Annotated in this window: 21 protein-coding genes; 8 read left to right on the forward strand and 13 right to left on the reverse strand. The window is 70.7% G+C overall.

The features are described from left to right. Positions 1-136 precede the first annotated feature (136 nt). Positions 137-3106, reverse strand: coding sequence for a M36 family metallopeptidase (locus tag NE234_RS33090; RefSeq protein ID WP_252784816.1), 2970 nt, complete (start codon positions 3104-3106; stop codon positions 137-139). Positions 3107-3434: 328 nt separating this feature from the next. Here NE234_RS33090 and NE234_RS33095 point away from each other — a divergent pair, with 328 nt between their 5' ends. Together NE234_RS33095 and NE234_RS33100 are read left to right on the forward strand one after the other, a co-directional pair. Continuing rightward, positions 3435-4121: a response regulator transcription factor gene (locus NE234_RS33095; RefSeq protein ID WP_252784817.1), complete on the forward strand. Its 687-nt coding sequence runs from the start codon at positions 3435-3437 to the stop codon at positions 4119-4121. 22 nt (positions 4122-4143) lie between these two features. Continuing rightward, positions 4144-5574, forward strand: coding sequence for a sensor histidine kinase (locus tag NE234_RS33100; protein ID WP_252784818.1), 1431 nt, complete (start codon positions 4144-4146; stop codon positions 5572-5574). Here NE234_RS33100 and NE234_RS33105 read toward each other — a convergent pair. Genes NE234_RS33105 through NE234_RS33120 form a run of 4 tightly spaced genes read right to left on the reverse strand, consistent with a single transcriptional unit; the run spans position 5522 to position 11001 of the window. Then, positions 5522-7066, reverse strand: coding sequence for an MFS transporter (locus NE234_RS33105; protein ID WP_252784819.1), 1545 nt, complete (start codon positions 7064-7066; stop codon positions 5522-5524). The genes NE234_RS33100 and NE234_RS33105 overlap by 53 nt on opposite strands. Then, positions 7063-8424: a cytochrome P450 gene (locus NE234_RS33110; protein WP_252784820.1), complete on the reverse strand. Its 1362-nt coding sequence runs from the start codon at positions 8422-8424 to the stop codon at positions 7063-7065. Before NE234_RS33110 ends, NE234_RS33105 begins: the two co-directional genes overlap by 4 nt. Further along, positions 8418-9455, reverse strand: a complete 1038-nt coding sequence (locus NE234_RS33115) for an alpha-hydroxy acid oxidase (protein ID WP_252784821.1) — start codon at positions 9453-9455, stop codon at positions 8418-8420. Before NE234_RS33115 ends, NE234_RS33110 begins: the two co-directional genes overlap by 7 nt. Before the next feature lie 10 nt (positions 9456-9465). Beyond that, positions 9466-11001 carry an NAD(P)-binding domain-containing protein gene (locus tag NE234_RS33120; RefSeq protein ID WP_252784822.1) on the reverse strand — a complete coding sequence of 512 codons (1536 nt, stop codon included), beginning with the start codon at positions 10999-11001 and terminating at the stop codon, positions 9466-9468. A 178-nt stretch (positions 11002-11179) separates the two neighbouring features. Between NE234_RS33120 and NE234_RS33125 the strand changes: the two genes are divergently transcribed. After that, entirely contained in the window at positions 11180-12220 is a 1041-nt protein-coding gene (locus tag NE234_RS33125) for a hypothetical protein (protein WP_252784823.1), read from the forward strand. Between the two features lie 89 nt (positions 12221-12309). On the opposite strand, the gene NE234_RS33130 is transcribed toward NE234_RS33125, so the two are convergent. The 3 genes from NE234_RS33130 to NE234_RS33140 form a co-directional block, all read right to left on the reverse strand. Continuing rightward, positions 12310-13215 (reverse strand): TIGR03619 family F420-dependent LLM class oxidoreductase, encoded by a 906-nt coding sequence (locus NE234_RS33130; protein ID WP_252784824.1) that lies wholly within the window; start codon positions 13213-13215, stop codon positions 12310-12312. Positions 13216-13300: 85 nt separating this feature from the next. Continuing rightward, the gene (locus NE234_RS33135) at positions 13301-13660 is read right to left on the reverse strand and encodes a hypothetical protein (RefSeq protein ID WP_252784825.1); all 360 of its coding nucleotides are present in this window, start codon (positions 13658-13660) and stop codon (positions 13301-13303) included. Continuing rightward, positions 13657-13959 carry a hypothetical protein gene (locus NE234_RS33140; protein ID WP_252784826.1) on the reverse strand — a complete coding sequence of 101 codons (303 nt, stop codon included), beginning with the start codon at positions 13957-13959 and terminating at the stop codon, positions 13657-13659. The genes NE234_RS33135 and NE234_RS33140 overlap by 4 nt, the downstream gene beginning before the upstream one ends. 144 nt (positions 13960-14103) lie before the next feature. On the opposite strand from NE234_RS33140, the gene NE234_RS33145 reads away from it, so the two are divergent. From NE234_RS33145 to pip, 5 genes are all read left to right on the forward strand, one after another. After that, positions 14104-14886 (forward strand): helix-turn-helix domain-containing protein, encoded by a 783-nt coding sequence (locus tag NE234_RS33145; RefSeq protein ID WP_252784827.1) that lies wholly within the window; start codon positions 14104-14106, stop codon positions 14884-14886. Beyond that, positions 14877-14972, forward strand: coding sequence for a DUF397 domain-containing protein (locus NE234_RS33150; RefSeq protein WP_252784828.1), 96 nt, complete (start codon positions 14877-14879; stop codon positions 14970-14972). Before NE234_RS33145 ends, NE234_RS33150 begins: the two co-directional genes overlap by 10 nt. 181 nt (positions 14973-15153) lie before the next feature. Further along, complete coding sequence (locus NE234_RS33155) at positions 15154-15618, forward strand: hypothetical protein (RefSeq protein ID WP_252784829.1); 465 nt, start codon at positions 15154-15156, stop codon at positions 15616-15618. Positions 15619-15987: 369 nt separating this feature from the next. Continuing rightward, a complete protein-coding gene (locus NE234_RS33160) occupies positions 15988-16824 on the forward strand; it encodes an alpha/beta fold hydrolase (protein ID WP_252784830.1) in 837 nt (278 codons plus the stop codon). 54 nt (positions 16825-16878) lie between these two features. After that, positions 16879-17841, forward strand: coding sequence for a prolyl aminopeptidase (gene pip, locus NE234_RS33165; RefSeq protein WP_252784831.1), 963 nt, complete (start codon positions 16879-16881; stop codon positions 17839-17841). 7 nt (positions 17842-17848) lie between these two features. Here the strand turns inward: pip and NE234_RS33170 are convergent, their stop codons facing one another. The 5 genes from NE234_RS33170 to NE234_RS33190 all read right to left on the reverse strand — a co-directional run bounded on the left by NE234_RS33170 (position 17849) and on the right by NE234_RS33190 (position 23289). After that, complete coding sequence (locus NE234_RS33170; protein ID WP_252784832.1) at positions 17849-19201, reverse strand: MATE family efflux transporter; 1353 nt, start codon at positions 19199-19201, stop codon at positions 17849-17851. 37 nt (positions 19202-19238) lie between these two features. Next, positions 19239-20186, reverse strand: coding sequence for a dimethylarginine dimethylaminohydrolase family protein (locus NE234_RS33175; protein ID WP_252784833.1), 948 nt, complete (start codon positions 20184-20186; stop codon positions 19239-19241). A 29-nt stretch (positions 20187-20215) separates the two neighbouring features. Then, complete coding sequence (locus NE234_RS33180) at positions 20216-20935, reverse strand: phosphatidylserine decarboxylase (RefSeq protein WP_252784834.1); 720 nt, start codon at positions 20933-20935, stop codon at positions 20216-20218. A gap of 317 nt (positions 20936-21252) precedes the next feature. Further along, on the reverse strand, positions 21253-21576 hold the full coding sequence (locus NE234_RS33185) for a hypothetical protein (RefSeq protein WP_252784835.1): 324 nt from the start codon (positions 21574-21576) through the stop codon (positions 21253-21255). Positions 21577-21732: 156 nt separating this feature from the next. Continuing rightward, positions 21733-23289 (reverse strand): nitrilase-related carbon-nitrogen hydrolase, encoded by a 1557-nt coding sequence (locus tag NE234_RS33190; RefSeq protein ID WP_252784836.1) that lies wholly within the window; start codon positions 23287-23289, stop codon positions 21733-21735. Between the last annotated feature and the right edge of the window lie 109 nt (positions 23290-23398).

Below are 23398 nucleotides of genomic sequence, written 5' to 3' on the forward strand. Positions count from 1 at the left end.
GGACCGCCGAACAAGAATTGGAACCCGATTCGGTTTGCCGGATCGGAAGGCGGGAACCTCGGACGCGGGGTGGCGGAACGGCGACGGGCGCCGGCGGGCCCACCGAAGTGGGCCCACCGGCGCCCGTGCGCGCGCGTCAGCGGGCGAAGACCTCGAAGTCGGCCGCCCGGACCTGCCCGGAGTAGGGGCTCGCGGTCGTGCAGTCGGTCGGGACGTTCGGGTCGTTCGTCTGCTGCCCCGCGTAGTCCGGCCCGCCGGTGCACTGCGAGGCGGCGACCTCGAGGCGCAGGTGCGTGGCGGTGGTGCGCGGGATGGTGAAGGACCGCATGGTCAGGTCGGGCGCGACCGGGCGGGGCCGGACGGACGGGAAGGCGTCCTTGTCGCTCGTGTAGACGGTGCGGTAGTCCGCGGCATTGGAGCAGTCGACCGTGGCCGAGGCCGTGCAGGCCAGGACCTTGAACGACCGCAGCGCGGTGAACCGGTTCTGGGAGCCGGTGTCCCCGCCCGGGTCCTTGGAGTCGGCCGGCCGCAGCAGCGCGCTGACCTGGATCCGCCGCACCTGCTGCGGCGTGCCGCCCGCGAGCCGTACGGTGACGCCGCGGCCCGCCACCGGGGTCCCGGCGGCGGACAGCGAGGCCCACGTGGTGCCCTCGTCGTCGTCGATGAGCGCGCCGAGGTCGACGCCGTCGCCGGTCGCCGTGGCGCCGTTCGCCGCCGAGGCGAGGTTGCGCGGCAGCGACACCCGCACGGTGCGGTGCGAGCCCGCCGTCACCCGCTCGGTGATCCGGGCCAGGCCGTGCCCGGGTGCCTGGGCGATGAAGCGGTACCGGCCCGCCACCATGGCCGCGGTGTCCGCCAGGCCGGTGGTGGTGTCGGTGTCGGCGACCGGGACCGCGCGGGCCTGGTAGTCGCCCACGTAGAAGCGGGCGCCCGGCACCGGCCTGCCCGCCTCGTCGACGGCCTCGAACCGGACGGTGGCGTTCTTCGCGGTCGGCGAGGCGAAGCTCGGCGTCGCGTCGGCGTCGGCGTTCGTGTTGCTGGCCGCGCCGTCGCCCATGCCACGGGCCGCGAAGGCGTCCCACAGCAGGGTCTGGTTCGCGCCGCCGAACCGCATCCGGTCGGCGGCGAGCATCGCGTCACGGGCGTCGAGCATCGTCACGTCGCCCCGGGCCATCAGCAGCCACGCGTCGAAGACGAGCTGGACCCAGCGGCGGTCGCCCGGGCAGGCGGTGACCGGGGTGCGTCCCTCCGCGCAGGACCTGCGCAGGGGGGCGGTGCCCTTGCCGTAGCGGTCGAGGAACGCCTGCCGGATGTCGTAGTTGACGGCGTTCCAGATCTCGCCGTCCGCGTGGACCTCCGGGCCGGTCAGGTCGAAGCCGAGGTCGCCGTAGTTGAGCGGGTTCTTCGCCAGGTCGTAGTCGCGGATGCCGCGCACCTTGTTCCCGGTGACGTACTGGCCGGTGACGGACTCCTTCTGGCCGGCCGGCACGAGGCCGTTCGAGGCGAGGTACTCCATCGAGACCAGGTCGGACCAGGACTCGCCCATCGCGCCCGCCTGGTAGCCGGTGAGCCGGTCGTCGGGCCCGGCCACCATCCGGTTGGAGATCGCGTGGGTGTACTCGTGGCCGATGACCGACTGGTCGTAGTCACCGTCGACGCAGGGGGAGTAGAACGAGCCGGCGATCGACTGCCAGAGGTACATGTTCGTGGTCGGCGGGTTGCCGTCGGGCGGCGTGGCCTGGTTGGCGTTGTCCCGGATCAGGCTGGTCGCGACCCGCGCTCCGGACTGGGCGTTGCCGTGCTCGGGGTCGCCGCCGAGCCCGCCCTTGCCGAAGTTGTCGTCCTGCAGGTTCCAGGCGCTCTCGGTGAACCCGAGGGCGTAGGAGAAGTCGTGCATGCGGTTGTGCATGGCCAGCAGGTTCGCGTCCGCCGCGTCGATGTCATTGCGCTGCGGGCTGTCGAAGACGCCGGGGGCGCACTTCTGGGCGTACCACTGGTTGGTCCAGGGGTAGGTGTACCGCCGGTCCGGGCGCGGGGTGGCGAAGCCGTTCAGGTTGAACCCCGTGCCGGTGGCGTTGTTCCACGCCTCGGCGGCCCACTCGTTGTTGCCGCGCGTCGTCTGCGTGGAGGCGGTGCCGCTCACGCCCGGGTCGACGTCCCAGGCGAGCGGGGAGGCGGGGTTGCCGACGACGCGGTCGCAGCCGGCGGCCTTCGCCGGGCACCACGTCTCGCGGGTGTCCTTCGTGCGGTAGTCGGCCGGCGGGTTCTCCGGGAACGCCTTCCACCGCGGGTCGTCGGTCTCGTCGTCCACGTTGTCCTGGCGGATGAGGACCTCGCCGGTACGGGCGTCGACGTAGCTGGTGTAGGACCTTACGCCGTCGGGCGCGTCGTCGTTGAGCGACACCTCGTAGGCCGCCCGCGCGCCGCCGGCCGGCATCGGCACCGCGACGAGCTTGACGCCCTGCGTGCCCTTCAGCCCGTCGGCCGCGTACCGCCGCCAGCCGCCGGTGGCCGCCTGGGCGGTCACGGTGCCGGCGTCCAGCCGCACGTCACGGGCCGCGGCGCGTACCGCGTCCTTCTCGGTGAGCGTCGCCGGCGCCGGGGACGGGACGTCCGGCGCGAGCGACGAGCTGACCTGGTAGACCTTGCCGCCGGCGACGCCGACGACCGCGAGACCGTCATGGCCGGCCGGCAGGCCGCCGAACCGCTGGCGGAACAGCACGGCGGCGCCGGAGCCGATCGGGTTCTTCGCCACGACCTCGAGGGAGTCGACCGCCTGCTGCGACAGCCCGAGCAGGTCGCGGTGCTGCGTCAGGTAGGTCCGCGCGGCCGTCACCGGGTCGGCGGGCAGGCCGGTCGCCAGGGCCGTGGTCCCCTGGGGGACCAGGCCGGCGGGCGTGCCCAGCCGGTTCCACCGGGCGGCGACCCGCTGCCGGCGGGCCAGGTCGCGCTGCGTGCTCGACGGGGCGCGGCCGCCCGGGCGGGCGTCATGGTCGCCCGCCCCCTGGTGCTCCGTCTGGACGCGTGTCTTGGGGGTGGCCGCGGCGGTCGGCTGGGCGGCGGCGACCGCGCCCTCTCCGAGCGCGAACAGCGCTCCCGCCGACATCACCGCGATCAGCCGATTGGCCCTTGCGTGTCTGCGCCACGTGCGCACGGCACACCGCCTTTGGGGTCTTTGGGGCAATTGCGGCGCGAGCTTAAAGCGGGAGTAAAAGCCGCGTCAATGAAATGAAAGGCACGATCCAGCAACGCTTATGGTAACTCACGGTAAGGGGGTCATCTGGCCTGATCGCGGTGGGTGACGAGGCGATGGGGCCCCTGGTGCGGGACGCCGGTACGGTCGGCGCCCCTCTCTTGTCGCCGCACCCGCGAGGATCTACGGTTTTCCCGAGTCCTGACCAAGATCCGCTCTGGGATGACATGTGCTGTCAATGATGGCGGAGGCCGAGTCTCGCGACGCGTCGCGCGCTCGCCTCCTGCTCGTCGAGGACGACGACGAGCTCAGCGAGATGCTGGTCCGGCTGTTCACCGAGGAGGGCTACTCGGTCGAGCTCGCGCGCGACGGCCAGCGAGGCCTGCACCTCGGCCTGAGCCGGCCGTACGACGCGATGATCATCGACCGGGGGCTTCCCGTGCTCGACGGCCTGGACCTGCTGGTCCGGCTGCGCCGCCGGGCGGTCGTCACCCCGGTGCTGGTGCTCACCGCGCTCGGCGCCGTCGCCGACCGGGTGGCCGGCCTCGACGCGGGCGCGGAGGACTACCTCGTCAAGCCGTTCGAGATCGACGAACTGCTGGCACGGGTGCGCGCGCTGCGCCGCCGCAACCGGGACAGCGCGCAGGTCCTGCCGCTGGGCGCCGGCCGGTTCGACCTCGCCACCAGGGTCGTGACCCTTCCGGACGGCGCGCAGGTGACCCTGTCGGGGCGGGAGTACGAACTGCTGCGCGTGCTGACGAGCCGTCCCGACCAGGTGCACACGCGGGCCGTGCTGCGCGAGCGCGTCTTCGACGCCGCGCCGGCGGAGTCGATCGTCGACACCTACGTGTACTACCTGCGCACCAAGCTCGGCCGGACGGTCATCCGCACCGTACGCGGCGTGGGCTATAGAGCGGGAGAGCTGTGACCACACGACCGGACGAGGCGCCGTGAGCAGAACCCCGGACCTGGAACGGCGGCTGCTGGTCCGCGCCCGCGCCGTCATCACCGCGGAGGTGGCCGGGGCGGTGACCCTGGTGGTGGCCCTCGTCGGGATGCTCGTCTACTGCGTCACGATCGAGGGCCAGGAGTCCTCCGCGCGACGCGACCTGGCCGTCGCGGTCGAGCGGGCCGACATCGCCCACCCGCCGCCCTGCGTCTGGCTGTTCGACCTGCGCGGGAACGCCCTGACCACCTCGCCCGGCGCGCCCGCGGACCTGCCCGTGCGCTCGGTGCTCCGTCGCGTCGCGGCCGACCGCCGCACCCGCGTCGGGCGGGTCACGGTCGGCGGCCGGGCCTACGTCGTACGGACGGCGGTCCGCGGCGGCGTGGTCCGGCAGGCGGCCATCGACCTGCGCTACCAGATGGAGGAGCGCCGCCGGCTCTATGTCGCGCTCGCCGCGGCGGAGGCGGCCGGGCTCGCGGCGGCGCTGCTCGTCGGTCAGCTGCTCTCTCGCCGGGCGATCGCGCCGCTGGGCGAGGCCCTCGCCCGTCAGCGCAGGTTCGTCGCCGACGCGAGTCATGAGCTGCGCACGCCGCTGACCCAGCTGCACACCCGCGCGCAGCTGCTGGAGCGGCGGCTGAGGCCCGGCGGCGACCCGTCCGACCTGGCGACCGAGCTGGGACGCATGGTCACCGGCACCCGCCGGCTCGGCGAGGTGATCGACGACCTGCTCCTGTCGGCGCAGCTGAGCCAGAGCCGGCGGCCGTTCGGTGTGGTCGACCTCGGAGCCCTCGCCGACGACCTGGCCGCCGCCGAGAGCGCCCGTGCCGAGGAGCGGCAGGCGACCGTCGAGGTCCGGCGCCGGGGCGCGGGACCGTACGTCGTCCAGGGCGTCGAACCCGCGCTGCGGCGCGTGGTCACATCGCTGATCGACAACGCCTTCGGCCACATCGCCCCCGGCGGGCACATCACGGTGACGCTGACCCGGAGCGGCGCGATGATCGAGCTGGAGGTCCGCGACGACGGCGTCGGGCTCGATCCGCGGGACGCCGAGCGGCTGTTCACCCGCTTCGCCCGAGGGGAGCACGGGACCGGGCGCAGGTTCGGCCTCGGCCTGGCCCTCGTCCGCGAGGTCGTCGACGGCCACGGCGGCACGATCGAGGTGGACGGGCGGCCCGGCGCGGGCGCGGCCTTCACGGTCCGGCTGCCCGCCGAACTCCAGACCGTCCGCGCCGAAGCCGCTCGCGCCGAAGCCGTCCGCGCCGAGGCCGCTCCCGAGCCCGTCCGCGCCGCGGCCGAACCCCGGACGGGGCGCGTCTCGGCCGAGCCCCGGACCGTTCGCGCCGCGGCCGAGCCCCGGGCCGTACGCGCCGAGCGTGTCGAGGTCACCCCGTCTCCGCCTCCACCAGTGGCCGCCCCGCGGTCTCCATCCCGGTGAGCCACAGCACCAGCGCCGCCGCGCCGACGGGCGCCGCGACGATCAGCGCCATCGTGGGGAGCTTCGGCGCCGAGGTCAGCAGCAGCGGGCCGAGCATCCCGCCGATCTTGCCCGCCGCCGCGGCCAGGCCGCTGCCGCCCGCGCGCAGGGCGGTCGGATAGACCTCGGTGGAGTACGGGGACAGCAGCGCGATCATGCCGCCGGCCCCGGCCAGCAGCGTGACCAGCAGGGCGAGGAGGAGCGCCCGCCCCCGGTCCGCGTCCACGCCGAACACCGGGAACAGCACGAGCACCACGCCGGTGACCGCGGCGTAGCAGAACATGGTCCGGCGACTGCCCCACCGCCCGTACAGGTAGGCGGCCAGGGCGGTGTTCGGCACCGCGAACAGCGAGGAGAAGAACAGCAGGCCGCCCGCCGAGTGCTTGCCGCCGTCGCCCAGGAACGTCGGCAGGAACGTGATGAATCCCCAGTTCACGATGCCCCAGCCCAGGCCGTACAGGGTGATGGTGGCCGTGCGGCGGCGGAACGGCGGCACCACGAGCGCGCGGATCCGGGACCGGAACGACGACCAGGCGGGCGGCGTCACGGGCGCGGCGCCGGACGCGCGGGTCGTGATCCCGTACCGCGCCATCACCCGCGCCGCCTCCTCCTCCCGGCCCACCGACAGGAGGAACCGCGGTGACTCGGGAATCCAGCGGCTCAGCACGAGGAGCAGCGCGCCGGTCGGCGCGCCCAGCACCCACAGGATCCGCCAGCTGAAGTGCGGGACCAGCAGGGCGGACGCGCCGCTGGCCACGAGGTACCCCAGCGCCGCGCCCAGCCCGCTCTGCAGCACGATCAGCCCGCCGCGCCGCCGGGCCGGGATCGACTCGGCCATCAGCGAGTACACGGTCGGCAGCATCCCGCCCGCCGACGCGCCCATGAAGAAGCACATGACGAGGTTCCAGCCGAGGCTGGGCATGAAGCCGCAGATCGAGGTGGCGATGTAGATGATCGAGGACAGCAGGATCGTCGACCGGCGGCCGAAGACGTCGGCGAGGAACCCCCACAGCACGGACCCGGTGACGGTCCCCGTGATGGCGACGAAGGGCAGCGACGCGGCCTCCCGCGTGCTGATGCCGTACTCCTTCGCCATGCCGGGCACCACGAAGCCGAGCGAGGCGGGCTTCATCGTGTCGACGACCAGGCCGATCGTCAGCACGGCGACGAGCAGCCAGTGCGCGCGCGTCAGCGGCGCCTCGTCGAGCGCGGCGTACGGCACGGCCGAGGCCCGCCGCGCCCGTGCGGCCCGTTCCTCCCGGCCGGGCAGCAGGGACCAGGTGCACAGGGCGAGGCCGAGCACGATCAGCGCCATGCCGAGCGACATCACCCGGCCCATCGCCATCCCGGCCATCATGAAGTGGTCGTGCCGCATCATCACGTAGTCGGGGACGTGCATCAGCACGCCGGCCGTGACCAGCAGCGCGCCGATCCAGAAACCGTGTCGTTTCACCGTGTCCTCCCGGTGACGGGGCAGGCCGCCTCGGCGGCCGCGAAGTGGCGCTCGCACAGCCGCTGCCGGCGGGCGTCCCACACCATGAAGGCGCCGAGGACGAGCTGGACGACGCTGCGCCAGACGTCCTCCCAGCGATCCCGGATCCGCATGGCCGCCAGCAGCGCGGCCCGCCGTACGCGCGGGACGGCGGCGTCGCGGGGGAGGAGCAGGCAGGGGCCCCGGTTCGGGACGGACCGGGTGTGCGCGGCGGACGTCCGCAGCGCGAACCGCCGGAGGACCTCCCGCGCCGCGACCCGCATCGTGATCGGCGTCAGGCGCCAGGCGGGGCAGGGCCGGTTCGCGGCGATCCCGAACGGGATGTGGTCGGCGTCCCGCGCCGACAGGGTCTCCCAGCGCTCGGGCCGGAACTCGTCCGGGTTCTCGAACCGGGCGCGGTGGAACTCCGGATAGGAGAAGAGAAGCACCGAGCCCGCCGGGATCGTCGTGCGGTCGTCGACCTGGATCTCGCCCGAGGTGATCCGGTGCGCGACGCCGAACAGCGGGTACAGCCGCAGCGTCTCGTCGATCACCCGCTGGACGTACCGGTCGTCGGCGTCGCGCAGCCGCTCCTGCGCGTCCGGGTGGTCCGCCAGCACCATGAGCAGGTGCGTCATGGCCTCCGACGTCTGCACGACCGCGGTGTTGAAGAACGTGCCCTGCAGGTACAGCGCCCGTTCCCGCGCCGACAGGCCCGCCGGCAGCGGGTGCCGCACGTCGGCGAGGCGGCCTTCCAGGTAGTCGGTGAGCCGGACCCGCCGGTCCATGTGCCGCAGCCCGCAGCACTTCAGCGAGGTCACCACGTCGTCGGCGTTGGCGGCGATGAGGTCGCGCGCCTCCGGCGGGCACGGCTCGCCGAACACCACCTCGTAGAAGAACTCCGCCCAGATCGGCATCATCAGGTCCCGGAGCCGTACGGCCGTCATGCCGTCGATCCCGCGCAGGCCCCGCTCGACGCACCGGGCCGTGAGCTCCTCGACCCGGGCGGTCGGCATGGCCAGGAACGCCCGCGTCGTCCGGGCGACCTCGTCGTACCGAGGCCCGGGCTCGAGGTGCTCCTGGTGGATGTGCGGGCCGGGTGCCAGCCAGTACCAGAACAGGTCGGACAGGGCCGCGCCCCTGCTGCGGCCGTCCGCCGCCTGATGGGCGTACACCTCCTTGAACCGGGACACGTCCACCAGGGGACCCGGGATCGGGATGCCCTCGTCGCCGTTGACGCGGGCGAAGATCCACACGCGGAGCGCGACGACGCGGCCGGGCAGCCAGTACGGCAGGCTGAGCAGGAGAAGGGCCGCGACGGCCAAGACGATGATCAGCATCGGACGTACGTCCTGTCGAGATCCCGGACCGACGCGCAGCCGCACTGGATGAGGGCCTCGCCGACCTCGTCGCGGATCCGTTCCAGCACGCCCTTGACGCCCTGCTCGCCCTCGGCGGCCAGGCCCCAGACGACCGGGCGGCCGATCGCCACCGCGCTCGCGCCGAGGGCGAGGGCCTTGAGCACGTCGGTGCCGCGCCGGATCCCGCCGTCCATGAGCACGGGCAGGCCGTCCGCGGCGTCCACGACCTCCGGGAGGACGTCGATCGTGGCGGGCGTCGTGTCGAGCTGGCGGCCGCCGTGGTTGGACACGATGAGGCCCGCGACGCCGGCGTCGGCGGCGAGCCGGGCGTCTTCGGGGTGCAGGACGCCCTTGAGCACGATCGGCAGGTCGGTGACGCCCCGCAGCCACGCGATGTGCTCCCAAGAGATCTCCGGCGACATCGCGATCGGCCGCACGTCCCCGGGGGAGCCGCCGGTCCGGAGGTTCTCGCAGTACAGGCCGTCGGGCAGGTCGTGGAAGCCGTTGCGGTCGTCGCGTTCGCGCCGGCCACGGGCGGGGGAGTCGACGGTGACGACCAGGGCCCGGCAGCCCGCCGCCTCCGCCCGCCGGACGATCGCCTCGGTGAAGGCCAGGTCCGGCTGGACGTACAGCTGGAACCACAGCTTCGCGCCCGGCGCCTCGGCCGCGATGTCCTCCACCGCCACGGTCGCGGCCATGCTCACGATCATGATGGTGTCGGCGGCGGCCACCGCCCGTACGGTGGCGCGCTCGCCGTCGGGAGCGGCGAGGCGGTGGAACGCCGTCGGCGCGACCAGCACCGGCATGGACGCGTCGGTGCCGAGCACGGTCACGCCGAGCTCGTGCCGCGCATCACCCCGCAGGATGCGCGGCACGAGTGCCAGGCGGGCCAGTGCGGCCTCGTTCGCCCGCAGTGTGACCTCGTCGCCCGCGCCGCCGGCGAAGTAGTCGTAGTGGGCGGGGTCGAGGCGCTCGCGCGCCACCGCCTCGTACTCGCGCAGGGTCCGCACCGGCCCTCCCTCAGGCCGGCACGGCCGCGGCCTGCGCGGCGAAGAACGCCCGCAGGGGTTCCCGGTGGACGTCCGGGGAGTCCCACTCGTTCTCGAGGTTCTCGGTGATGTGGTGGGTGGCGACGAGCTCCCCGCCCCGGTAGTGCCGGACGATCGGGTGCAGGTAGTGGCCCTCGTCCGCCCGGCCGGCGTCGCTCTGCGCGATGCGGCGGACGGAGATGTCGAACGGGTCGTGCTTGTCGTGGTCCGGGCCGTAGTCCAGCGTGATCCGGTAGTGGTCGGGCAGGTCGACGTGGTCGAACGGCATCTCCTCCAGGTACCGCGCGCCGTCGCCGTCGATCGCGATCACGTCGGCCAGGAACCCGAACTGCTGCCACAGCGCCGACGTGCGGTTGACCCGTTCGAGCACCGCGTCCGCGAGCGCGTCGGGTGTGTTCGGCACGGCCCGGTGCGGCCACTCCACGCCCTCGTACCTGCTCTCCAGGATCCGGTGCAGCGCGCGCACGCTGTACCGGAACCCGTGGATGAACCCGCTCGTCCCCTTCTTGAAATCACGCGACTGGGTGATCGTCCCGGCGAAGTACAGGTCCGGGACGTTCACCGACTCCCACGCCGTCGTCAGGGAGGGGAACCGGTCGCGGATGATCAGTTCGGGCCGGCAGGTCTCATCGAAGATCGACGCGTCGAAGCGGAAGCCCGTGCACACGATCACCCGGTCGTACGGCACGTCCTTGGTGACCTCGTTCGCGCGGGCGAAGCTCACGGTGACGAGGTAACCGCCGTCGTCCCGCCGCTCGATGTTCTTGACACTCCCGTCGAGGATCGCGTTCTGCGCCTTGAGCTGGTACGTGTCGAGGAAGTTGTTGTTGACCGCGCGCAGGTGCCCGACGAAGTGCGTCTGCCACGCCAGCCGTACGGAGTGCGGTCCCGCGACGTGGATCACCGCGGCCTTCTCGATCAGGTTGTCCGCGGTCTCGAACGCCGAGTTGCCCTTCCCGAGGATCAGCACCCGCTGGTCGGTGAAGTCCGCCGGGTCCACCGACACGTCCGTGTACAGCTCGGCCGTCTCGATGCCGGGGATCGGCGGGACGTACGGCTTCGAGGGGCCGGTCGCCGCGATGACCCGCCGGGCGCGGTGGACCTCACCGCCCTCGGTCCGCACCGTGAAGCCCTCGTCGTCGCGGGTGACCTGCACGACCCGGCTGTCGCAGGCGATCCGCAGCTTCGTCGCCTCGGCGAAGTCGCTCAGGTAGCGCACCATCTCGTCGGCGGGCGGGAAGTACCGCTCGCTGTACCGGGTGAACAGCAGCTCCGGGTCGTCGGTCAGCAGCGAGTTCCAGTCCGCCCGCAGGTTCAGCTCCGGGTCGGTCCACCCGGTGTGCAACTTGTTGTTGGAGATCAGCGTGCGGTGCCGGGGGTACGTCCTGAAGAAGTGCCCGGCGGTCGGCCCGGCCTCGAGGATCAGGTAGTCGCGGCCCGCCTTCTCCAGCAGGTATCCGAGCTGCAGCCCGGCCGGTCCCGCGCCGATCACCAGATAGTCCTTCACCACGCCACCTCAGCCGTTCAGTCAGGGGTCGGACGCGGTAAGGATGGGCTCGCGAATCTCAGAGCTTCCTCAGAGGCCGTTCGGCGGTGTGGCCGCGCTCCCCAGTGTCACGAACCGGTCATCTGGCGTGATTGCCGAAAGTGATCTTGGGTGCGATGGTAACGCTATGTCGCGTTCCATGCACTTTGTTGGAAGTCTGCCGCCGGACGTGTGCGGCACCCCGCGCCAGGCCATGGAGTGGATCACCGACCAGGTCGGCGACCACCGGCTGACCGCGCTGCCCTGTGACGTCGATTCCGACTGGATCGTCGCCTACCTGCGGACCATCGCCGAACGGCCGGCCTTCGAGGTCAGGCGGCCCGGCGAGTACACCGGCTACGAGGACATGCGCAGGTACGGCGTCCGGCGCGGCCACCGGCTCCGGCCCGCCGACGTGTCGATGGAGCGAGAGGACGTGCTGCGGAGGATGCTGGAGGACTTCCGCGCCCTGCGCGCCGAACGCCCCGAACTCGCCGACGTCCGCCTGCAGCTCAGCCTGCCGAGCCCGCTCGACCTGGCGATCTTCGTGTTCGAGGGACGGCCGTGGCTGTCCCTGCGGCACCTGTCGGTGTTCACTCAGGCGACCGTCGACGAGGTGACCGCCTTCACCCCCGTCGGCGGCCGGGACGTCGTCTGGCAGCTGGAGACGCCGTCCGTCCTGGTCGGCATGGACATGGCGAAGCGGCTGCCGGGCGGCCGGTCCCTCGCCGCGCGGCTGCTCGCCCGCCAGGTCGCCGGCCTGCTCGGCCGACTCCCCGCGGAGGCGGAGGTGATCCTGCACCTGTGCTACGGCAACCTCGGGAACACCGAGCTCGTCGCGCCCCGCGACCTCGGCCCGGCCGTGACCTACCTCAACCTGCTGGCCCCCGCGCTGCGCCGCCACGGCCGCGCGCTGCCGCCCGTGCACCTCCCCGCGGCGTACGGCGCGCACCCGTCACCGGTGACCGAGGAGTTCTACCGGCCGCTGCGGCGGCTCGACCCGGAATGGCGGATCATCGCCGGCATCGCCGCCGCAGCCGACCCGGAGGGCGGCGCCGAGAGCCTGCGGCTCCTCGAGACCGCCGCCGGCCGCCGGGCGTACTCGGTCGCCACGGCCTGCGGCCTGGGCCGCCACACCGTCGACCAGGCCGAGCAGGCGGTCGCGGCGATGGCCGTCGCGGCCGACACCGCCCCGCACTGACGCCCCGGCGCCGGCCCGCGCTGACGTCCCGGCGCCGGCCCCGCTGACGTTGCCTCCGCCGACCCGCGCCGGCCCGGGCGCCGTCCCCGTCAGGACGGTGCCCGGGCCAGCAGGTCCTCCATCACCGCCAGCTGCTCGTCCGGGTGCGTCCGCATCGCCCACAGCACGTGCGCGGCGCCCAGCGCCCGCACCCGGTCCAAGTCCTCCAGCACCTGGTCCACCGATCCGGTGAGCGGCGTACGCTCCTCACGCGGCTTCACGGTGATGGAGCCGTTGACCCGCACGACGAGGGGCAGCGAGGCCGGGTCGTGCCCGGCCTCCTCCGCCGCGCGCCAGAACGTCGAGACCGTGTCGTCGAGTTGCTTCCACGCCATGACCACCGGGTTCAGTCCTAGCCCCAGCCGCGCGGCGCGCTCCACGGCGACCGGCGCGACCGCGCCGACGACCAGCGGCGGCCCGCCCGGCCGTACGGGCTTGGGCCCGATCTGCGACTCGGGGATCGCGTAGAAGTCACCATCGAACCGCACGGGATCCGGCCCCCACACCGCCCGCATCGCCGCGATGTGCTCGGCGAACCGCTCGCCGCGCCGCTCCCGTGGCACACCGGCCACCGCGAACTCCTGCGCCATCCACCCCTGCCCGAGACCGACGACGAGGCGCCCGCCGCTCAGCACGTCCAGGGTCGCCAGCCGCCGCGCCAGCACGACCGGAGGGTGCAGGGGAGCGGCCATCACGCTGGTGCCGAGCCGGATCCGGCTCGTCCGCGCCGCCAGGAAGCTCAGCGTCTCCAGCGGGTCGTAGACCGTGGCGTACGCCTCCGGCAGCGGCGCGAGGGGCGCGAACCCGCCGTACGAGACCGGCTCCATCGGGCGCAGCAGCCGCTCGAACGTCCAGATCGCGCCCAGCCCGATCCGCTCGGCCTGCTCCGCCACCCGGACCACCGTCTCGGGCGACGCCCCGGAACCGTACGAGGGAAGGTTGAGCCCGAAGTCCATTCGCCACTCCCGTCGGCCGTGCGGAGAGATCCGTTCCAAACTACGTACCCGGGCACCCGTCGTCCGGTCACCCGGCTCTCCTCCGTCATTCCTCGACGTACGCGCGGAGTTGCTCGGCCGTCATGCGGTCGAATCGGGACAGCGATACCCCGAGGAAGTGGAGCTGGTCCAGATCGGCCGTAGCCACGTACGGGGTGCCGCCGTGCCATTGCCACAGCAGGATGCCGTTGAGGCTCGCGGCGGCCGACCAGCCGGGAGGCGCGGGAAGGTCGGCGGGGATTCGCTGCGCCAACCTCAGGCCCAGCGCCGCGGCGGCTGGATATTTGCGGATAAGGCGGTCGAGTTGCAGCAACTCGGCCGACGTCGAAGGCGTTTCCTCGGTCAAAGCGCCGACCAACTCGCGAAGCCTGGAGAGGGAGCACATCAGACCTTCCTCCGGCGTCATCGCCGACGGATTTGAATCGAGACGACGTTCTTGATCGCCGCGACGAGGTCGTCGACTTCGTCGGTGGTGAGAATTCGCGTCGCGTCGCGGAGGTGGGCGATCGGCTTCCCCCAGGACCAGTACCGCCGGAGGACGCCGTTCTCGTCGACCTGGCAGGTGACCTGCTCGGACAGGAAGTGGTCGGTCGCGATGATCAAAACCGTCCGCCCGTACTGCTCCGCGTCGAGGCCGGCCTCCTGGCAGGCCTGCGTCAGCCATCTCGCGTAGGCGGATATCTCTTCGGCCGTGGGCTCTTTCATTCCGGATCCCCTTTTCTCTCGAAGGGAACACAGAATCACCGCCTCCCGCTTATGATCGGAATATCTTCGAGCCTTTGTCACGGCGAGGCCATGAGGGGACCGCGCAAGATAGTGCGCGTTATGGTCCGGCGAAAGGGGACAAAAATGGGCAGGATGCCGAGCCCGGCACTGATAACTCTCGGCCGTCAGGTGCGGCGGTACCGCGACGCCGCCGGGCTCCGCCAGCGGGAGCTGGCCGACCACCTCGGGTACAGCGAGCCCTGGGTCAGCGCGCTGGAGACCGGCCGGCTGCTCCCGAAGGCCGACCAGGTCGCGGCCCTCGAAGCGGCGCTGCACATCCCGTCCGGCGTCCTCCTGGAGGTCTGCCGGCAGCTCGACATCGACCCCACACCCCAGTGGTTCCGCGAGTGGCGCGACGTCGAAATCGACTCCGACGTGCTCCGGTGGGTCGAGCTGTCGAACGTCCCCGGCCTGCTTCAGACCGAGGACTACGCGGCCGCCATGCTGGGCGGCGACGAGGCGGCCGTGGCCGCGCGGATGGAGCGCCGTGAAATCCTCACCCGGAACGACCCGCCGCCGCCCGTCCTGCATTTCGTGCTCGACGAAGCGGTCCTTCATCGAGGACGCGGCGGGCCGAAAGTCATGCACGACCAGTTGATGCATCTCGCCGACTCCGTCGGGCCTCGTCTCACGATCCAGGTTGTACGCTCAGACGTGAATCCCCGATCAGCAGGGGCGTACATCCTCGCGACCGTGGACGGGCGCGACGTGGCATATCTGGAGACGGCGGTGCGCGGACTCGTCACCAGCACCCAGGAGGACATCGCGATCCTCTCGGGGGCGTGGGAGTCCGTCCGGTCCTTCGCGATGCCACAGCACGAGTCGATCGATTTCATTCGCAGAACGGCGGAGGAACGATGGGGCTGATCACCGACTGGCGGAAGTCGAAGCGCAGCGCAGAGAACGGCGGCGCCTGCGTCGAAGTGGCCGTGGCGGAGAAGGCGGCCGGATGACCGGGAGGGCCGCTTCGAGGTCACGGGGCGGCCCCTCACGGGTCATGTGACGGGCTCCGGGCTGAGGCCGAGGTCGATCGACGGTCTGCGACGGGCCGCGATGAGCGCGGTTTCGGAAAGGGAGGCCCTGCACCGGGTCATTCCGGATCGTAGGGTGTCCGGTGTGCACGATGATACGTGCATGCGTCGTTTCCTGATCATGACCGTTGCCGCGCTCGCGGTGACGTCGGCCTGTTCGAGCGGTTCCCACCCGGCCAAGTCGACCGGTGCCACGCGCGCGGACTCGCCGAAGCCGAACGCCGCGACCGAGCCGGCGACCAAGGCCAACATCCCCGGTTTCTCCGGGCCGATCGAGTCGTCCAGCGGCGTCACCCACGTGTTCGGCACGTGCCTGAAGTCCTGGTACACCCCGGCGAAGGCCGGCACGCGGGTCCACGTGGCGTACCCGGGGCCGGCGAACGTCAGCGTCGACCTGCTGATGACGGACCACTCCGAGCCGCCGCCCGAGGCGCACAAGCAGTTCACGCTCGCCCAGGGGCAGCAGACGAAGGACCTGCGGTTCCCGGCGATCCCGCATGCCGGTTACGCGCAGATCACCGTGACCTCCGGAAGCAAGACGCTGACCTGCGACGCGGCGAAGCACTGAATCGTCGCACAGCGCGGGTTGCGGCCTGGTGAAATCAGGCGGATACCCGCGTTAGCGCCGATTCCCCCTCGCCGACCGGCCCATCGCATTCTGCGCCGTCTACTCAGAGGAGACGAATTCTCCTCTGAGTAGACGGCCTCGGAAGCGAGCTACCGCCGCCGGTGCCCGACATGCTCCAATTCGAAGGTTTGCCCCGGTGGTGCGAGAGCACTCCCATTCCCGGGGCCGCGAGCGAGGTGCCGACCGGCGGCGACCAGGTCGGCCGGGAACCAGGTCCTGCCATCCAACGGCTCCCCGCCCGATGCGATGGGCGGTCGCCTGAGGCCCGAGTTGACCTTCACATCAATGTGAAGGCTGCATCGTGTGGCCATGCGAACGACTGAGGACACACTGCACCACGTCGAGTTCGGCCGGGGAGTGCCCGTGCTGATGGTCCACGGGTTCACGGTCGACCACCGCCTCATGCTGCCGCTGGAGTCCGCGTTCACCGATCGATCGGGATGGCGCCGCGTGTACGTGGACCTGCCCGGGTCGGGGCGCTCGCCGCGGCTGCCGGCTCCCGTCACGGCCGATCGTACGGCGGCGGCGCTCATGACCTTCATCGACGAGGTGATCGGCCGTGAACCCTTCGCGATCGTCGGCATCTCGTTCGGCGGCCAGCTCGTCCGGCATGTCGTCGCCGAGCTCGGCGCACAGGTGATGGGCATGTGCCTGCTCGCGCCCGTCGTCGCCCCGGTCGGGCGGCGCGAACTGCCGGCGCGACAGGTGCTCGATCGCGACGACGAGCTCCTCGCCGCGCTCGACCCGGCGGACCGGGCCGTCTTCTCGGACATCGCCGTCTGGCAGACGGCTGCGGGATGGGCGGCGTTCCGAGACCATGTCCTTCCCGGCCTCCGCGCCCATCACCGGGATGACGCGAGGGAGCTGGCTGCGGCGTACATGCTCTCCGCCACTCCCGAGACCCGCTTCACCACGCACGACGGTCCGCATCTCCTCGTGACCGGGCGGCAGGATCACATGGTCGGCTGGCGGGATCAACTGGCCTTGCTCGAGCACTATCCACGCATGACGTACGCCGTCCTCGACGGATGCGGCCACAACGTGCACCTCGACCAGCCGGAGCAGGTCAACGCGCTGCTCCGGTCGTGGCTGGATGCTCTGGAGGCCGAGTCGGCGGTGGACAGGGCGCTCCGAGCCGGCCGGTGATCATCGATATCGTCGGGCGACGCAGGCGCCAGGCCCAGAGGAGGATGAGATCCGGTGCTCTATCCGGAGACCGAGCCGTATGACCAGGGCATGCTGGACGTCGGTGACGGGCACCGCGTCTACTGGGAGGTCTGCGGCAACCCGGACGGCAGACCGGCCGTCGCGCTGCACGGCGGCCCGGGCTCGGGCTGCGGGCCGTGGTGGCGCCGGTACTTCGATCCCGGGGCCTACCGGGTCGTGCTGTTCGATCAGCGTGGCTGCGGCCGCAGCACGCCGCACGCGAGCGCCCCGGTCGTCGATCTGAGCACCAACACGACCGACCATCTGATCGCCGACATCGAACTCCTGCGCGGCCACCTGGGCATCGACCGGTGGCTGGTGCTCGGTGGATCCTGGGGATCCACCCTCGGCCTGGCCTACGCCGAACGCCATCCCGAGCGGGTCGGCGAGCTCATCCTCTTCGCGGTCGCCCTGACGGGGCGGCGGGAGGTCGAGTGGATCACCCATGACGTCGGCCGGATCTTTCCGGAGCAGTGGGCGCGGTTCCGCGACGGCGTGCCCGCCGCCGACCGGGACGGCAGCCTCGCCGAGGCGTACAGCCGGCTCTTGCATGATCCCGACCCCGCCGTCCGGGAGAAGGCCGCGCAGGACTGGTGCGCGTGGGAGGACGCGCACGTGGCCGTCCTTCCGGACCACCGTCCCGATCCACGGTACGACGATCCGGCCTTCCGGATGTGCTTCGCCCGGCTGGTGACGCACTACTGGCGCCATGCCGGATTCCTCGAGGACGGGGCACTGCTTCGCGACGCGGGACGCCTCGCCGGAATCCCCGGCGTGCTGATCCACGGCCGTCTCGACGTCAGCAGCCCGCTGCAGGCGGCCTGGGAGCTGGCTCAGGTCTGGCCGGACGGCGAACTCGTCGTGGTCGACGACGCGGGACACGGCGGGGGCGGCATGCGCGACGCGATCGTGGCGGCCACTGATCGTTTCGCCGGGGTGGCCGGGGCGGCGGGGTGACGCACCCTCAGATGCTCCGGTGACGCCAGTGCTCGCCGTGTACCCAGAGATAGGCCGCGACCAGCGTCACAGCGGAACCGACCGGAATCCCGAGCCACAGGTACGGCAGGTCCAGGCCGGCGGACGTGGCGACGTACGCCCATCCGAGGACGATCGCCGTCCACACGACGCTCAGGATCAATGCCGTGTCCGTCGCGGCGGCGCCTTCCAGCACCGCCAGCCACATCTCCGCGGGCGCCACGAGCAGCATGGACAGTGCGACGAGCCGAAGCGCGGTCTCGCCTCCCGCGATCCCCGTCACGTCACTGCCGAAGATCGACAACACGATGCCGGGGAAGAGTGACGTCACTGCCGCGAGAGGCAGTGTCGCCAGGTAGCCACGGGGGACGATCGCGCGCATGAAGGCCCCGATCCGGCTTCCCCGCCCGAAGCCGATCAGTCTGCTCACGAGCGAGACCACCGTCTCGCGGAAGGCGTCGGTGGGGAGGATGAGCACGTTGAAGACGCTGTAGACGACGTTCGACATCGCGAGCATGTCCTGGCTCACCCGGGAGATGATCAGGAAGAAGGCCAGCCAGCGCGTCGAGTCGAGGAGCACGTCGAGGGCGACCGGCAGGGCGAGGCGCAGGAGCGGGCGTGCGCCACCGGCTTCGGACGGCGCCCCGGATCGACGCCGGTACCACGGTCCGTACCTCCGCCGTATGTATCCGCTGAGGATGACGAACGTGATCGCTTCGGTGATCACGTACGCCCAGGCCGCTCCGTCCATGCCCAGCGCGGGAAGTCCCAGCCGCCCGAAAATCAGCACATAGCCGAACAGGAAGTTGGTCAGCGCGACCTGAGAGGTCACGACGATGAGGATGCGCGTTCGGGCCGTTCCCACCACGAGGCCGCCGTAGGCGAGATTCAGGGCTTCGACGAAGAGACCGAGGGCGGAGATGCGCAGGAAGGATCCGATCGCGTCGCCCATGCGGCCCGGCGGGGCGAGGAGTTCACCGACGTGCGGCGCCGCGAGGGCGAGTCCGATGGAGAGCGCCGCGCCGAGGACGGCGGTGAGGGCGAATCCTCGCCGGAACGCCGCCAGCATGGCATCGCCCCGGCGCTCACCGACCCGGCGCGCGATCTGTATCTGCAGTCCTTGAGCCAGACCGACCGCGGGAGCGAGCCAGATCTCATGCGCCTCATCGGCGAGCGCGATCGCACCGAGTTGGAGGGTTCCCAATCTCGCCAGCAGAGCCGTGTCGGTGACGTGGATGACCGCCTCACCGACCTCGGCGAGGAGAAGGGGGAGGGAGATGGCCCAGATCCGACGGCCGGACACCGGGCTCCGGTCGACCTGGCCGTTCTGATCGCGCCGCATCTCCGTCTCCGCCCTACGGTCGGCCGGCGACCGAGACTCAGAGCAGCCGGAAGGCGTATGAATGATGGTTCAGGTGCATGACCATGCAGGACAGCAACGCGCCGCCCTTGTGATATTCGGTCAGATTGAAATACGTGACTTCGAAGGCGAGCTTCGCGGCGATGTCCTCGAGCAGCCGGTTCTTCGCCGCCTCCTCGTCGTATTCCTCGGTCCCCGCCCTCAGATGCTGGATATGTGAGCCGTTGAGGATGGTGTTGTTCAGTCGTGCCGAATTGCATATCCCGGCGAGGGCCGCGCTCGACGGTACGTCGATGATATCGGTGTACCTCTCCAGCTCAGAGATCTCCGGGTGATCGTACATTTCGACACAGACGAGGGTCTGCTCTTTGGTGATCGGGAAGACCGTGCAGTCCAAATGGTAGAGGTAGGGATCGGTCATCGGCATCTTGACGATCCTCATGCCGAACCTCTCAGCCATCCAATCGTAGGTCTCCGCCTGCGAGCGAATACCGTAGCCGCCGACATAAACATTGTCATACAGGTACTTGAGTTCGGCCTCGCCCTCGAACTTCGTCTCCGGCACATGGACGTTGTAATCCATTGATTCGAAGAAACGCCGTCCGACGTCGGTCTCGCCGCGCCGTGGCTCCGAGGTGAAGTTCGACAGGACGACCGTGTTGCGGTCGCTCGTGTGCTCGAGTACGACGCCGATGTTGGCGGTGAACGTCAGATCCTGCAGGTCTCTGCCCTGGGGCGTGGGAAGCAGGTACACCAGCGCCTCCGAGGCGATGAATCCGTAGAGGTTGAGGAATTGGATCATCGCCTGGGTGATGTCCGGCTCCCGCTTGCCGTCCTCGATCTCCTCCATCCAGACGTTGTTCACGGCTTTGGTGGCATAGGAGAAGGGCGCGTTCATGAGAAATGCCGGTCGATTCAGCTGCGTCGGGTTCCTCGGTGGTGAATCCGCACTCGGGACGGTGGTCATCGCTTACACCCGGACTCTGGCTCGTCGGCTCATTTCTTGCGTACGGCGACGACTGGATCGATGCCGGCCTCCACGTGCACGCCCGATTCCTGAAGTGGGACGAAGTCGTACTCCGCCGAGAGGGGGATCGCCAAGTCGACCTGCGATCCGTAGCGGATCTGCGAGAAGCGGGCACCCTGATGGCAGGGCTGGTTCTGTCGCAGTTCGAATGGAGTGATCGAATCGACATCGTAGTCGGCGATCTGCAGGATGTAGTACGACTGTCCGAGTTCGAAGGCGTCGACCCGGTTCAGCACTCGCTCGTTGTACTGCAGATAGAGTCCCGGCGGATTCGGGATCTCGAGGTCGGCGAGTATGCGGTGTTCCAGCTCGAGCATCGGATGGTTGAATGTGTCGATCGGGTCGAGCAGTCGATAGGACAGGCGTCCGGTGTACGGCACCCGATTCACGTGAACGTCGTAGAACGTCATGAAGATCCCGGTGACGAGGCACGTCTGGTCGAACTGCTCGTTCCGGAAGGCGGACCGTAGCGTATAAGGCTTACCCTTGATCATCACCAGCGGTTCGTCGGGCGGCACGGTCTTCTGATACAGCACCACTCCGTCGGCCGGCGAGAAGAAATAAGAGCTGTCCGCATACATCGGTCGCGGCGGGTCCCGGAAGAAGAAATATTGCGAAAGCCATTCGACGGGTTTGCTCTGGTACTTCTTCACGTCGGAAGCAAGCCACTCCGACAGTGTCTTCGCCATCTCGATCACCGTTGCCGTGCACTCGGTGACGCCGGTCCCCGCATCGAGGCGGTGCCGCCACGGCTCCCCCGATCTCGGCCGAGAGAAACTCACTGTTTGTTCTTGGTTCCCGCAGACATGACCTCACTGCCCGGCTTTGCCGTCCCCGAACACCAAAGTAGTCCCTTGTCTGGGCAAAACCCGGCCCAAAGTGGATTCGTCTGGTCGACGATGCGGCTGGGGCGGACGCCGTCCGTGTGATGGCGGCGTCCGACGGGCAACGAGTGGGAGGTGGGGCGGTGGCTCGCCCGTGCGGCGGGTCGGCCGAGAAGGTCCGTTCAGCGGCCGATGATGACCACTCGCTGCTGGATATTACAGAAACGCCGCTTCCTGCAGATGGCATTATTGCGGCCGACCCTCGCGAGCGCGTTCGCGTCAGCGACCTGCTGTATCCCGTGCAGGCGCGTGGGACTTCGGATGGTGCTGTTGCTAACGTTATGATGACCGTTTGCGATATGGTTGTTGTCGCCGGGCAGGGCGAAGACCTGTGCGCCTTGGAAATACTGTTCCGCTTCCGCGCCGGTGTTCATCGACATGCCGAGAGTCATGAAGAGGCCAAAGCCGATAAGGGCGAGGGGACGGCGTGCGGTCTTTGCTCTCATAAGCCCTTCCTTTCGCAGACGCGCTGAACGAGACGTTTCTGCGGAGTCAGCCGTTGTGCAATGGCGGAACGTTTCGTGCCCGGACATCCGGCGTGCTCAGCTACATACCCGATGACCGGCTGGGGATAGCGCTGCGCCGGCTCTTGGTGCAGATGGTTACCCCCGCTTTGCCGCCGAGAGGTCACCTGGGCGACGGACCCGAAGGCGGTCACCGGGCACGTGGCGGTACGGGCGGACGATCCCGAGGATCGTCAGCGCGGCGACGGCGAGGAGGCAGAGCCAGGCGAAGGCGTCGCCGACCAGGTCGTACACGGTGGTGACGCCGCGGGTGGGCACGTCGGCCACCATCGTCTGACGGTCGGTCGTGAAGTAGTCGCCGGCGGCGAGGACGCGACCCTTGTCGTCGAAGGCGGCGGACAGGCCCTCGGCGTCCTGGCGCACCAGCGCGTACCCGCCTTCGATCGCGCGCAGCGAAGCCTTCTGGGTGTGCGCCCGGCCGTACTCCCGCCAGTCGTGCGCGGGCACGAGCATGATGTCCGCCCGTACGCGCATCAGGTCGGGGAAGTCGGCGTCGTAGCAGATGACGTTCGCGATCCGGCCGTACGGCGTGTCGACCACCGGCACGCGTCCGTCTCCCGGCGTGAACGTCTCCGAGCCGGGAATGGGATGGGCCTTCTGGTACGTCCACAGCACGCGCCCGTCCGGGCCGATGAAGACGGTCTCGTCCCGCCCGTAGGCCGGGGCGGCCGTGCTGTACACGCCGAGGCCGATCTCCAGGTAGACGCCCGACGTGCGTGCCTCCTGCCGAGCCTTGGCGATGGCAGCGGGCTCGTCCGCCTCCAGCGTCTTGACGCCCTCCTCGGGCCAGACCACGATCCGGGCGCCGGCTTCGGCCTCGCGCCGGGTGGTCGCCAGCAGGTCGTCCTCCACGGCCGTCATGGCGGGCCGGACCGCCGAGGGTGGGGCGGCGGCGACGTCACGGCGGCCACCGGGGATCCGCTGGAGCGCCGCCTGCAGGGCCTCGGTCGCCTCCCGGCTCGGGCTGATCCCGGCGATCCGGACCGTCGCCCCGCCGCCGGGCGAGAACGCGAGCCGCGCGCCGCCGCAGAGGAGGACCGTGGACAGCACGGCCACGTACACGACGGCGCTGCGGGCCGACCGCCGGGAGGGCCGCTCCCAGAACCGGTTGACGGCACTGGCGGCCCACGCGATCAGGAAGCCGATGCCGTACGAGCCGATGATCGAGGTGACCTGCAGCAGTGGCAGGTCGCCGTACTGGGTGACGGCGCGCGAACCGTACGCGGTGCCGAACGGCGACAGCAGCGTGATGAGGAACTCCGACCCGGCGACCGCGGCGGGGAACGTCAGCACCGACATCCACGGGCGCAGCCGGCCGGCGAGCAGCCGGTCCAGCAGGAACGGCAGCGTCTGCAACAGGCTCAGGGCGGCCGCTCCCGCGATGATGACGGCGTTGAAGCCCATCGCCGACTCGTCGATCCAGAACACGGCCGCGGCGAGGTTCGCGAGCAGGATCCACGGGGCCGCCGACCACGCGCGGCCGGTACGGGCGAAGCGCAGCAGGAGCACCGGGGAGATCCAGGCGGCGAGGGGGATGTCCCATCGGCCGCCGACCGCGAACAGCATCGCGGCGGTTCCCAGGATGAGGAGCGCGTACCGCGCCCACGTCGGCGTCTTGCGCCGGGCATCGTCCATCTCGTGACTTCCGTTCTCAGGAGGGTTCGTCCGCACGCCGTGCGGGAGCGCCGTTCACCGGCCGTGCTCAGAACGCTACGAGCGCGCGTCCGCCCGCCGCCTCGTCCTC

Origin of the sequence: Actinoallomurus rhizosphaericola (assembly GCF_024055675.1) — a bacterium.
GTDB classification, from domain to species: Bacteria; Actinomycetota; Actinomycetes; order Streptosporangiales; family Streptosporangiaceae; genus Actinoallomurus; species Actinoallomurus soli.